The following is a 12,305-nucleotide window of genomic DNA, read 5'->3' as shown; positions in this document are numbered from 1 at the left end:
TTCTGAGACAGCGCGGCGGGCCTCGCGAGGCGCACTAGGGTGACCGTATGTCAGCCACGCGCTACGCCTATCTCGGCCCCGAAGGCACCTTCACCGAGGTCGCCCTCCGTACGCTCCCGGAAGCCGCCACCCGGGAACTCGTCCCGATGGTGTCCGTGCCGGCCGCCCTGGACGCCGTACGCAACGGCGATGCGGCGGCGGCGCTCGTGCCGATCGAGAACTCCGTCGAGGGCGGCATCACCGCGACGCTGGACGAGCTGGCCGGCGGGGAACCGCTGATGATCTACCGCGAGGTGCTGCTCTCCATCACCTTCGCACTGCTGGTCCGGCCCGGCACCAAGCTGTCGGACGTCAAGACGGTCACCGCGCACCCGGCCGCCCAGCCGCAGGTGCGCAACTGGATGGCGGAGAACCTGCCGGGCGCCCTGTGGGAGTCGGCGGCGTCCAACGCGGACGGGGCCCGGCTGGTCCAGGAGGGGCGCTACGACGCCGCGTTCGCCGGTGAGTTCGCCGCCGCCACCTACGGCCTGGAGCCGCTGGTGACGGAGATCCATGACGCGGAGAACGCCCAGACCCGCTTCGTCCTGGTGGGCCGCCCGGCCCGGCCCTCCGCACCGACCGGCGCGGACAAGACCTCCGTGGTGATCTGGCTCGGTGACGACCACCCCGGCGCGCTGCTGGAGCTGCTCCAGGAGTTCGCGGTGCGCGGCGTCAACCTGATGCTGATCCAGTCCCGCCCGACCGGCGCGGGCATCGGCAACTACTGCTTCGCCGTGGACGCGGAGGGGCACATCGCGGACCGGCGGGTCGGGGAGGCCCTGATGGGGCTGAAGCGGATCAGCCCGAAGGTGCGGTTCCTCGGTTCCTACCCGCGGGCGGGCGTCTCCCCGGACGAGGTGCGGCCGCTGCGGGCGGGCACATCGGACGCGGCGTTCACCGAAGCCTCCGACTGGCTGGCGCGCAGCCAGGACGGCCGGATCTGACGCCGTTCCTCCGGGAGCAGGGCTTCGGGGCGGTCTTCTTGCGCGCTCCGCAGCGGTGCGATCTACAGATAGTCACGCACTCCGGAGAGTTATCCACAGGGAGGGGGCTCACCCTGGGGACAAGTCGACACCGCAATGCGACATCGTCGACAAATCAATCCAGTCACCCCAGAGCCGTCCACAGAGCCGCGAGACGGCGTGAGTCGCCGCGTGTCCCCTCAATTACCTTGATCAACTCTTTGAAGTGGCGAATTCCCACCCGAATGAGTGCGCGGAACGGGTTTGGGCGGAGATTCCATGGACCTTCGCCCGACTTCCGGAACAATGCCCTCCGGCATCCACAGAACTTCCACACAGCCTGTGGATAACTATTCCGACAGCGACCTCCCTGTGGACAACAGCGCCCGACTCGCCCCCAACTCCCGCCCCGCTCAAGGCCGGTACGTCAAGGCGGGCCACACCTTCTGCCCTGTTCAGGGGAGTTAACCACCGTTATTGACGCCCCTTCCCCCACTCCGGCACCGCCGCCGTCCACGATTCCCCCTCAGAAATATCAATTCCGGCAATTCGGTCATAGTGACACGCTCGGCAATATCGGTTCGAGTGCGAGAACCGCGCACCGGTAGCCTGGGGGGGTGATTGACCTTCGCCTGCTTCGTGAGGACCCCGACCGTGTTCGCGCCTCCCAGCGCGCCCGTGGAGAGGACGTCGACCTCGTCGACGCCCTGCTCTCCGCCGACGAGCTGCGCAGGTCGTCCGGCGTCCGCTTCGACGAACTCCGCGCCAAACAGAGGTCGCTCGGCAAGCTGATCCCCAAGGCCACCCCCGAGGAGCGCACCGAGCTCCTCAAGGAGGCCGAGCAGCTCAAGGCCGACGTCAAGGCGGCCGACGCCGCCCAGGACGAGGCCGACGCGGACGCCAAGCGGCTGCTGCTCCAGCTCGGCAACATCGTCCACGAGGACGTGCCGGTCGGGGGCGAGGAGGACTTCGTCGTCCTGGAGACGCACGGCACCATCCGCGACTTCGGCGCCGAGGGCTTCGAGCCCAAGGACCACCTGGAGCTCGGCGAGGCGCTCGGCGCCATCGACATGGAGCGCGGGGCCAAGGTCTCCGGCTCGCGGTTCTACTACCTCACGGGCGTCGGCGCGCTCCTGGAGCTCGCCCTCGTCAACGCGGCGATCGCCCAGGCCACCGAGGCCGGCTTCGTCCCGATGCTGACCCCCGCGCTGGTCCGCCCGCGCGCCATGGAGGGCACCGGCTTCCTCGGCCAGGCGTCGGAGAACGTGTACCACCTGGAGAAGGACGACTACTACCTGGTCGGCACCTCCGAGGTACCCCTCGCCGCGTACCACATGGACGAGATCATCGACGCCGACAAGCTGCCCCTGCGGTACGCCGGGTTCTCCCCGTGCTTCCGCCGCGAGGCCGGCACGTACGGCAAGGACACCCGCGGCATCTTCCGCGTCCACCAGTTCGACAAGGTCGAGATGTTCTCGTACGTCGACCCGGCGGACGCCGAGGCCGAGCACCGCAGGCTCCTGGAGTGGGAGAAGCAGTGGCTCACCGCCCTCGAACTGCCCTTCCAGGTGATCGACGTCGCCACCGGTGACCTCGGCGCGTCCGCCTCGCGGAAGTTCGACTGCGAGGCGTGGATCCCGACGCAGGGCAAGTACCGCGAGCTGACCTCCGCGTCCAACTGCGACGGCTTCCAGGCCCGCCGCCTGTCCGTCCGGATGCGCGAGGGCAAGAAGGTCCAGCCGCTGGCCACGCTGAACGGCACGCTCTGCGCCGTACCGCGCACGATCGTGGCGATCCTGGAGAACCACCAGCTCCCCGACGGTTCGGTCCGGGTGCCCGAGATGCTCCGTCCGTACCTGGGCGGACGCGAGGTCCTGGAACCGGTCGCCAAGTGACCTTCCCCTACAAGCTCGTCGCGACCGACCTCGACGGCACGCTGCTGCGCGAGGACGACACGGTCTCCGAGCGCACCCGCGCGGCACTGGCCGCCGCCACGGCGGCCGGCGCCGCGCACATCATCGTCACCGGACGCGCGGTCCCCTGGACCCGGCACATCCTGGACGACCTCGGTTACGAGGGGCTCGCGGTCTGCGGTCAGGGCGCGCAGGTCTACCACGCGGGCGAGCGCAAGCTGCTGACCTCGCTGACCCTGGACCGGCAGCTCGCCGGTCTCGCTCTCTCCAAGATCGAGGCGGAGGTGGGCCCGCTGCACCTGGCGGCCAGCCGCGACGGGCTGGAGGGCGAGGTGCTGGTGGGCCCCGGCTACCGGGTGCAGGAGGGGCCGCTGCCGTACCTCTTCGTGGACGACGCCTCCGAGATGTGGACCGCCCCGCTCAACAAGGTCTACATACAGCATCCGGAGCTGGACGACGACGCTCTGGCGTTCGCTGCGCGGTCGGCCGTCGGCAGCCTGGTCGACGTGGTCATGGCCGGGGCCGGCGTGGTCGAGATCCTGCCGCTGGGCCTGAGCAAGGCGACCGGCCTCTCGCTGGCCGCCCGTCGGCTCGGCGTGAAGGCCGCCGACACGATCGCCTTCGGCGACATGCCGAACGACATCCCGATGTTCGGCTGGGCCCACCACGGCGTCGCCATGGCCAACGCCCACGAGGACCTGAAGGCCGTCGCCCACGAGATCACGGCGTCCAACGAGGACGACGGCATCGCGGTGGTGCTGGAGGAACTGCTCCGTACGGCGGCCGTGCGGTAGGACATCCAGCACCTGCGCCCCGACAGCGCGACAGCGGCCCGGCACCGTACCCACGGTGCCGGGCCGCTTCGCTCAGCGCTGCCCGCGCGGCCCGTTACGGCGGCGCAGATCCTTCAGCTGCCCGGCGAAGGCGTCCATCCGCCCGTCCATCCGCACGACGTCCTGCTGCACGTCCGTCAGCCGCAGGCTCATCGCCCCGACCACCTGGTGCGTCATCTCCACCTTCCGGTCGAGGCTGTCGAGCCGCTCCGACATCCGCATCAGCACCGGTCCGAGCTCCTGAAGCGCACCGCCGACGCCGGTGAGGCAGCTCTCGATGCGCGTGACGCGCTGGTCGAGGGAGGCGTACTGCGTGCGCAGCTCCTCCTCGGCGTCGAGGAGGTAGGTGCGCACGCAGCGGGCGATGTCGCTGTCGCGAAGAAGCATGGCGATGTTGAGGACGGTTCGGCGGGTGTAGAGGGTCAGCCGCGTGGCCGCCTGTGGATAACTTTCCCACCCCTCTCCCTCCCATAGGGACAACATGTCCCTATGGAAGACTCGCAGCTCAGCGCCGCGCAGCAAGGTGAGGCCGTTCTCCTCGACCTCCGCCCGGTGCCGCTGTGTCACCTTCTTCACGACCTCTGTGGATACTTCGAAGTAACGAGCCACGTCCTCTGTGCGAACGTGAATTCCGTCCGGGAGCATGACAAGGCTCTTCACCTTGTCGAGGACGTCGACGCGCCCCATCCGCTCGCCGCGCAGCGTGCGCGATTCGAGCAGGGCGACCTCCGTGGGCATGGGTGTGCCTTTCGTACGAGGGAATGACGAGGACGGCCCACACCCCGGGCTTCAGGGGTGGAGGACGCTCACGGTTGCCACTCACTCGATGACCGGTCCGGTGGGCTGAGCCTCACCCGGTGCCGGCACTCCCCGATTTCACGATCGCTACGACGCCACGGATTCCAGTTGCCTCCACGCGCCCTGCCCAACGACCCGATAAACGTACGGTTACGCGCACACCTGTCCGCTCATACGACGACCCCCGCCCTCTTCAGGAAGGGCGGGGGTCGTCGGGGCGTACGGGCAACTCAGGCCTCAGGCGCTCAGGCACTCAGCCCGGAAGCCTCACTCCTCGCCCGCCAGCTTCAGCACCCGCAGCTTCTGGCCCGCGTACCAGGTGGCGGCGACCGTGACCGCGACCAGCAGGACCGTGGCGAGCGGCAGGCCGACCTCCGAGGTCACCGCGCCCTCGCCCGCGACCTTCTGGGCGACCGCGAGCGACCACTGCTGGACGCTGAGCGTCCGCGCACCGGCCACCAGGCTGCCGAAGAGGGCCTCCCAGACCAGGGCGTAGACCAGACCGAGGACGACCGCGTGCCGGCTGACCGTGCCGAGCAGCAGGAACAGGGCGCTGTACGCGATCGAGGCGACCAGCGCCGCGATCGTGTAGGCGACGGCGATCTGCTGGCCGTTGCCGTTGAGGATCAGGCCCGCGAGCAGCGTCGGCAGGGCGGAGAACACCATGGTCACCGCGATGGCCACGATCAGCTTGGTGAAGATGATCGTGGGCCGCTTCACCGGCTTGGCCAGCAGGTAGACGATCGAGCCGTCGTCGATCTCGGGGCCGATCGCGCCGGTCCCGGCGATCACGCCGATCAGCGGGACCATCGTGGCGATGGCGAACCCTCCGAGGACATTGGCCGCGACCTGGTCATCGGCCCCGGCGAACATGCGCACGGCCGCGGCGATGACCAGCAGCAGCGCGGGCAGGACGAACAGGATGGCGGCCCGGCGCCGGCCGAGCAGGGCCCGGTAGGTGAGCCGGGCGACTGTGGGGTCGTACATGACGGTGCACAGCTCCTTTCAGGCCACTACTCAGGCCGCTACGAGGTAGGAAAAGACCGATTCGAGGGACTCGTCGGACGGTGAGACGGTGAGCAGTCGGATGCCCTGCTCACGGGCCACCTTCGGCAGCAGTTCGGTGAACCGCCCGAAGTCGACGGCCTGGATGCGCAGCGCCTTCTCGGTCAGGTCGACCTCGATGCCGGCCGTGGACGGGTCGGCGATGAGCGCGGCCGCCAGGGCCCGGTCGTCGCTGGAGCGCACCAGATAGCGGTGCGGCCGGTCCTTCATCAGCCGGCGGATCTTCCGGAAGTCGCCGGACGCGGCGTGCCGGCCCGCCACGATCACCTCGATGTGCGAGGCCAGCTGCTCGACCTCTTCGAGGATGTGGGAGGAGAACAGGACGGTGCGCCCCTCGGCCCCCATCCGCCGCAGCAGCTCCATCAGCTGCATCCGCTGGCGCGGGTCCATGCCGTTGAACGGCTCGTCCAGCAGCAGCACCGAGGGCTCGTGGACCAGCGCGGACGCCATCTTCACGCGCTGGCGCATGCCCTTGCTGTACGTGGAGATCTTGCGGTCCTGCGCGTACTCCATCTGCACCGTGGCGAGCGCCTTCTGCGCCTCGGCCCCGCCCAGACCCTGGAGTTCGGCGTTGGCGACGACGAATTCCTTGCCGGTGAGGAAGTCGTACATCCCCTCCCGCTCCGGGACGATGCCGATCTCCTTGTAGACGGCCTCGTTGCGCCAGATCGGCCGTCCGTCGAGCGTGACCTTCCCCGTCGAGGGGGCGAGGAATCCGCCCATCATGTTGATGAGAGTGGACTTCCCGGCGCCGTTCGGGCCGAGGAGTCCGGTGACGCCGGGCCCCACGGTCATGGAGACGTCGTTGACGGCGACCACGTTGCCGAACCAGCGGGAGGTGTGGTCGATCTCGATGGTGGTCACAGCCCGGCCCTCCGGTAACGGCGCATCAGGACGGCGTACGAGCCGGCGACGAGCGCGAGAACAACGAACAGGTAGACCACACCGGTGCCGGCCCCCGGGCCTTCCCCTCCGGGGAAGGCGGAGGTCGCGCCGAGGAACGCGGTCTGGATGCCGTCGATCAGCGTGATCGGCGAGAACAGGCCGAGCCACTGCACGGCCCCTTCCGACCCGGTCTCCCAGGCGATGGCCTGAATCGTGGAGACGGCGCCGTAGGTGATGGTCAGGAGGGCGATCACCGCGGCGACGCCGAAGCCGCGCCGCGGGGTCAGGGCGGCCATCACGAGGCCGAGCCCGGCGAACAGCACGGACAGCAGCGCCACCGACACCAGTCCCTGGCCGAACCACATGGTCTGGTCGGCGAAGTCGAACTTCGCGAGCAGCGAGCCCACATAGAGGATGAGCAGCGGTGCGCCGGTGAGGACGAAGAGCGCGGTCGCGGTGGCGGCGAACTTCGCGAGCACGTAGTCGGCGCGTTCGATGGGCCGCGAGAAGTACAGCGGCACGGTCTTGAAGCGGAGGTCCCTGGAGACCGCCTGCGGTGCCTGGGCGGCGATGAACAGGCCGATGACGGCCTGGAGGTAGATCGCGTACGAGGTGTACTTGACCACCAGCTTGGTGGCGTCCGGCGCGGCCATGGAGACCGCCACCAGGATCGCCGCGACCAGCGCCATCACGCCGAACAGCAGCATGGGCAGCACCTTGGACTTGGCGGAACGGCCCAGTCCGAAGGAGCCCCGCAGGGTCTGCGAGAACAGGGAGCGGCGGGCGTAGGCCCGGCCGAGCCGCTGTCCGTCGTAGGAGCGGTAGCCGATGTTGTGGATCCGGGAGGCGTCACGCCCGGCCGCGGCCTTGGTCTCAGCGCTCATCGCGACCGCTTCCCTTCTGCTGGACGACCTGCTGCGCGGGCTGCGGTACGGCCTGGTGCGCGGCCGGTACGGAGCCGGCGGCGGCCGGGACGGCGGCGTGCGCCGCGCCCTGTTCGGTACGGAAGACCTCGGCGATGTGGTGGCGGCGCTGTTCCATGCGGACCAAGCCGAGCCCGAGCCCGGCGACGCTGTCGCGCACCAGGTCGTACGTCTCCTCGCCCACCGCCTCGATCAGCAGGATGTGGCCCGCGCCCGGCAGCCCCTGGGTGTCGATCCCGTCGAGGCCGATGAGCGTGACCCCGGCGTCGGTGAGGACCTTGCGCAGTGCGCCGGTGCCGTCGGGGTGGGTGTCGCTGTCGGTCACCTCGACCGCGAGGGTCGCGGTGGTCTGGGTGAAGTCGCTGGTGGAGCTGGAGCGCAGGAGCGTTCCGCCGTCGATGACGACGACGTGGTCGCAGGTGCGTTCCAGCTCGCCCAGCAGGTGCGAGGTCACCAGCACGGAGATGCCGAAGTCGGTGTGGATCCGGCGGATCAGGCCGAGCATCTCGTCGCGGCCGACCGGGTCCAGACCGTTGGTCGGCTCGTCGAGCAGGACCAGCTGGGGGTCGTGGACGAGGGCCTGGGCCAGCTTCACCCGCTGCTTCATGCCGGTCGAGTAGCCGCCGATCGGGCGGTAGCGCTCCTCGTAGAGGCCGACGTGGCGCAGGGTGTCGGCCGTGCGCTCGCGGGCCGCCGTGGGAGGCAGCCCCGACATGCGGGCCATGTGCACGACGAACTCGGTGGCCGAGACGTCGGGCGGCAGGCAGTCGTGCTCGGGCATGTACCCCACCCGTTCCCGGATGGCGGCGCCGCTGGTCGCGACGTCGAGCCCGAGCACTGCGGCCCGGCCTTCGGTGGCGGGGGAGAGACCCAGCAGGATCTTGATCAGTGTGGACTTGCCGGCTCCGTTGGAACCCACCAGACCGGTCACACCCGGTCCGATGTCCAACGTGAGCCGGTCAAGCGCGGTCACCCGGGGGAACCGCATGCTCAGGGCTTCGGTAGCGATTACGGCTGTCACGGAAAAGACGTTAGTGGCGCGGACCACAGAGGTCGTCAGCCCTGACGGCTGGATCCGCGTCAGACTCCAGGCGTACACGCCCGTAGGGGGAGGCGCCGTGGACTCACCGCGGAGCCGACGTCGTCCACAGGCCGTTGTCCACAGGCCGTGCACACCCCTTGACGCAGCCGCCGGACATTGTCACATTCATCAGTGTCACGTTACGGGCACGTACCGCACACGGCAGGGAACGGACGGTGGCATGACGGGAACGACGGGCATGGCGGGCCTGACCGGGACGACCTCCGCGGTGCGGGGTGATGTCGCCCAGGATCTGCGGGGGTTCAGAGAAGTCCAACGCCTGGCCTACGCCTGCGCGGAGGCGGTCGCCGGTCAGCTGCGGTCGGGGGTGACCGAGCGCGAGGCGGCCCGGATGCAGCGCGTGTGGCTGCGCGAGCGCGGTGTGCGCGACTGGTTCCACCTGCCGTTCGCCTGGTTCGGCGACCGTACGGCGTTCGCCGGGTTCAAGGTGCCGCTGCAGTTCTTCCCGACCGACCGGAAGCTGGAGCCGGGGATGCCGTTCATCCTCGACATGGCTCCGGTGTACAAGGGATTCACCGCCGACGTCGGGTATTCGGGGTGCCTCGGACTCAATCCGCTGCACGACAAGCTGCTGGCCGACCTGGAGGCCCACCGCGCGCTGATCCTGCGGGAGGTGCGCGAGCGCCGTTCCTTGCGCGAGATCTACGAGGACGTCGAACGCCTCATGACCGCACAGGGATACGCGAACAGACACCGGGCCTACCCCTTCGGCGTGATCGCCCACAAGGTCGACCGCGTCGCCGAACGCCGTTGGTCGCCCCAGGTGTTCGGCTTCGGCACCCAGTCCCTCAAGGGGCTGCTGAGCGACGCCCTGCACGGTCACCGGGACGGCTGGTCGCCGCTGTGGAGCCCCTACCGCTTCTCCGACCACCCGCCGCAGCCGGGCCTGTGGGCGGTCGAACCCCACCTCGGATTCCGGGGTACGGGCGCGAAGTTCGAGGAGATCCTGGTCGTCACCGACTCCAAGGACCCCGAGCAGAGCGCTTTCTGGCTGGACGACGATCTGCCGCATGTGCGGCGCTGGGCCGAGGAGAAGGTGGCGGCGTGAATCTGTCCCAAGCACGTGAGCGACGCGTGGTCACCGGTGGCGTCGAGTTGTGCGTCGCCGAGCTGGGCGACGCGGGCCGGCCGACCGTGGTGCTGGTCCACGGCTATCCGGACAGCAAGGAGGTCTGGTCGGACGTCGCCGCCCGGCTGGCCGAGCAGTGGCACGTGGTGCTGTACGACGTGCGGGGCCATGGCAGGTCCACCGCCCCGAAGCCGCTGCGCGGCGGCTTCACCCTGGAGAAGCTGACGGACGACTTCCTGGCCGTGATCGACACGGTCAGCCCGGACCGGCCGGTGCACGTGGTCGGTCACGACTGGGGGTCCGTGCAGGCCTGGGAGTTCGTCACGGTCGGCCGGACCGAGGGCAGGATCGCCTCCTTCACCTCGATGTCCGGTCCGTCCCTGGACCACTTCGGGCACTGGATCAAACGCCGGATGTCCCGCCCCACCCCGCGCAAGGTCGGCCAGCTCCTCGGCCAGGGCGCCAAGTCCTGGTACGTGTACATGCTCCATACGCCGGTCCTGCCGGAGCTCGCCTGGCGCGGGCCGCTCGGCAAGCGATGGCCCCGAATCCTGGAGCGGCTGGAGAAGGTGCCCGCGGGCGACTACCCCACCGCCTCCCTGCCCAACGACGCGGCGCACGGGGCCTGGCTCTACCGCGACAACGTCCGCGCCCGCCTCGGCAGGCCCCGTGCGGACGCCTACGCCCACGCACCGGTCCAGCTGATCACGCCGACCGGGGACTCCTTCCTCTCGGAGCGGCTCTACGACGGTCTTGAGGACTGGGTCCCCGCGCTGGTGCGCCGTTCGATCCCGGCCAAGCACTGGGTGCCCCGCACCCGCCCGGACCAGCTGGCCTCCTGGATCGACGAGTTCGTCACCGCCAACGAGTCCGCCGGGCGGGACGGCGCGCCCGTGCAGCAGCCGGCGGCCAAGAGCCCCTACGCGCAGCGGTTCGGCGGTCAGCTGGTCCTGGTGACGGGCGCGGCCTCCGGGATCGGGCGGGCCACGGCGTTCGCGTTCGCCGAGGCGGGCGCCCGGATCGTGGCCGTGGACCGCGACGCGGAAGGGGCCGCCCGGACCGCCGAGATGGCACGGCTGATCGGGGCGCCCGCGGCCTGGGGCGAGGCGGTCGACGTCAGCGACGAGGCCGCGATGGAGAAGCTCGCCGCCCGGGTCGCCGCCGAGTACGGCATCGTCGACGTCCTGGTCAACAACGCCGGTATCGGGCTCTCCGGCTCGTTCCTGGAGACCACCAGCGAGGAGTGGAGGAAGGTCCTCGACGTCAATCTGTGGGGGGTCATCCACGGCTGCCGGATCTTCGGCAAGCAGATGGCGGACCGCGGCCAGGGCGGCCACATCGTCAACACGGCATCCGCCGCGGCCTTCCAGCCCTCGCGCGCACTGCCCGCGTACAGCACGTCGAAGGCGGCGGTGCTGATGCTCAGCGAGTGTCTGCGGGCCGAGCTGGCGGAGAAGTCGATCGGGGTCAGCGCGATATGCCCCGGCATCGTCAACACCAACATCACCGCCACCACGCGCTTCGCGGGGGCCGACGCGGCGGAGGAGGAACGGCTGCAGAAGCGGACGAGCCGGCTCTACGGACGCCGCAACTACCCGCCGGAGAAGGTGGCCGACGCGATCCTGCGGGCGGTCGTGCGCAACCAGGCCGTGGTGCCGGTGACCCCGGAGGCGCGCGGGGCCAGGCTGCTGTCCCGGCTGAGCCCGGGGGCCCTGCGTTCCGTCGCCCGGCTGAAGCCTCCGCTGTGACCGGGGCCGGGGCCGCGGCCGCCGAGTACCGCATCGAGGACCTGGCCCACGCCAGCGGGGCCACGGTGCGCACGATCCGCGCCTACCAGGACCGCGGGCTGCTCCCGACGCCGGAGCGGCGCGGACGGGCCAATGTGTACCGGGAGACCCATCTCGCCCGGCTGCGGCAGATCGCCGACCTGCTCGACCGGGGCTACACCCTGGCCAGCATCAAGGAGTTGCTGGAGGCGTGGGACGCGGGGCGGGGTCTCGGCGGGGTGCTCGGGCTCGCCGCGGAGGTGCACGGCCCGTGGACGGACGAGGAGGCCGACCGGATCAGCCGCCGGGAGCTGGACGCGAGGTTCGGCGGCCGGCAGGACGACGAGGCCATCGCCGAGGCGGTGGAGCTCGGCGTGCTGGAGCGCGTGCCGGGCCGGGACGACGAGTTCCTCGTACCCAGCCCGCAAGAGCTGGCGGTCGCCGTGGAGTTGTACGCGGCCGGGGTGCCGCTGACGGCGATCTCGGGTCATCTGCGGGAGCTTCGCGGCCAGGTGGAGCACATAGCGTCCCGTTTCCTGGAGTTCACCACTGAGCACGTCTTCGCCCGCTATCTCGGCCATCTGCCGCCCACCGACGCGGACGCGGCCGAGGCGGCGGCCCTGGTGCGTCGGCTGAGGCCCCTCGCCCAGCAGACCGTGGACGCCGAACTGGCCCGCGCCATGCGGACGTTCGCCACCCGCCACCTGCACCACCACCTCGGCGCGGAGCAGAGCACGATCACCGGGGATGCGACCCGCCCGGTGCTGCTGCCGGTCCGGACAACCCGGGCCGTACAGGATCTGGTTGGCGCGGACCGGTTGGCGGAGTTCATCACGGCGGCCACCGAACGGGAGGTGCAGGCCCGTACGTTGGACCACCTCGCGGCAACTCACGCCAAAGAGGGCAAAATTGACGAAAGCCTCTAAATCTCATGGGTGTTGTCCACAGAA

At 70.1% G+C, this 12,305-nt stretch carries 11 protein-coding genes; 6 read left to right on the top strand and 5 right to left on the bottom strand.

What is annotated here, in order from left to right:
- Positions 1-47: 47 nt before the first annotated feature.
- The 3 genes from pheA to KV381_RS18530 all read left to right on the top strand — a co-directional run bounded on the left by pheA (position 48) and on the right by KV381_RS18530 (position 3,708).
- Entirely contained in the window at positions 48-983 is a 936-nt protein-coding gene (gene pheA / locus KV381_RS18540) for a prephenate dehydratase (protein WP_030077354.1), read from the top strand.
- A 635-nt stretch (positions 984-1,618) separates the two neighbouring features.
- Complete coding sequence (serS, locus tag KV381_RS18535) at positions 1,619-2,896, top strand: serine--tRNA ligase (protein WP_103536337.1); 1,278 nt, start codon at positions 1,619-1,621, stop codon at positions 2,894-2,896.
- Entirely contained in the window at positions 2,893-3,708 is an 816-nt protein-coding gene (locus KV381_RS18530; protein WP_030077352.1) for an HAD family hydrolase, read from the top strand. Before serS ends, KV381_RS18530 begins: the two co-directional genes overlap by 4 nt.
- 72 nt (positions 3,709-3,780) lie before the next feature.
- On the opposite strand, the gene KV381_RS18525 is transcribed toward KV381_RS18530, so the two are convergent.
- From KV381_RS18525 to KV381_RS18505, 5 genes are all read right to left on the bottom strand, one after another.
- Positions 3,781-4,485 carry a hypothetical protein gene (locus KV381_RS18525; protein ID WP_218785708.1) on the bottom strand — a complete coding sequence of 235 codons (705 nt, stop codon included), beginning with the start codon at positions 4,483-4,485 and terminating at the stop codon, positions 3,781-3,783.
- 327 nt (positions 4,486-4,812) lie between these two features.
- On the bottom strand, positions 4,813-5,532 hold the full coding sequence (locus tag KV381_RS18520; protein ID WP_030077350.1) for an ABC transporter permease: 720 nt from the start codon (positions 5,530-5,532) through the stop codon (positions 4,813-4,815).
- Between the two features lie 30 nt (positions 5,533-5,562).
- Positions 5,563-6,474, bottom strand: a complete 912-nt coding sequence (locus KV381_RS18515; RefSeq protein ID WP_030077348.1) for an ABC transporter ATP-binding protein — start codon at positions 6,472-6,474, stop codon at positions 5,563-5,565.
- On the bottom strand, positions 6,471-7,379 hold the full coding sequence (locus KV381_RS18510) for an ABC transporter permease (protein ID WP_218785706.1): 909 nt from the start codon (positions 7,377-7,379) through the stop codon (positions 6,471-6,473). The genes KV381_RS18515 and KV381_RS18510 overlap by 4 nt, the downstream gene beginning before the upstream one ends.
- Positions 7,369-8,406, bottom strand: a complete 1,038-nt coding sequence (locus KV381_RS18505) for an ABC transporter ATP-binding protein (protein WP_030077344.1) — start codon at positions 8,404-8,406, stop codon at positions 7,369-7,371. The genes KV381_RS18510 and KV381_RS18505 overlap by 11 nt, the downstream gene beginning before the upstream one ends.
- 292 nt (positions 8,407-8,698) lie before the next feature.
- On the opposite strand from KV381_RS18505, the gene KV381_RS18500 reads away from it, so the two are divergent.
- Genes KV381_RS18500 through KV381_RS18490 form a run of 3 tightly spaced genes read left to right on the top strand, consistent with a single transcriptional unit; the run spans position 8,699 to position 12,281 of the window.
- Positions 8,699-9,568 (top strand): M24 family metallopeptidase, encoded by an 870-nt coding sequence (locus tag KV381_RS18500; protein ID WP_098023975.1) that lies wholly within the window; start codon positions 8,699-8,701, stop codon positions 9,566-9,568.
- Positions 9,565-11,337 carry an SDR family oxidoreductase gene (locus KV381_RS18495; RefSeq protein ID WP_103536340.1) on the top strand — a complete coding sequence of 591 codons (1,773 nt, stop codon included), beginning with the start codon at positions 9,565-9,567 and terminating at the stop codon, positions 11,335-11,337. Before KV381_RS18500 ends, KV381_RS18495 begins: the two co-directional genes overlap by 4 nt.
- Positions 11,334-12,281 carry a MerR family transcriptional regulator gene (locus KV381_RS18490; protein ID WP_218785705.1) on the top strand — a complete coding sequence of 316 codons (948 nt, stop codon included), beginning with the start codon at positions 11,334-11,336 and terminating at the stop codon, positions 12,279-12,281. Before KV381_RS18495 ends, KV381_RS18490 begins: the two co-directional genes overlap by 4 nt.
- Positions 12,282-12,305 lie beyond the last annotated feature (24 nt).

It is taken from the genome of Streptomyces sp. WY228 (assembly GCF_019287315.1).
In the GTDB taxonomy this organism is placed as follows: domain Bacteria; phylum Actinomycetota; class Actinomycetes; order Streptomycetales; family Streptomycetaceae; genus Streptomyces; species Streptomyces caviscabies.
This window is presented reverse-complemented; position numbering and strand designations above follow the sequence as displayed.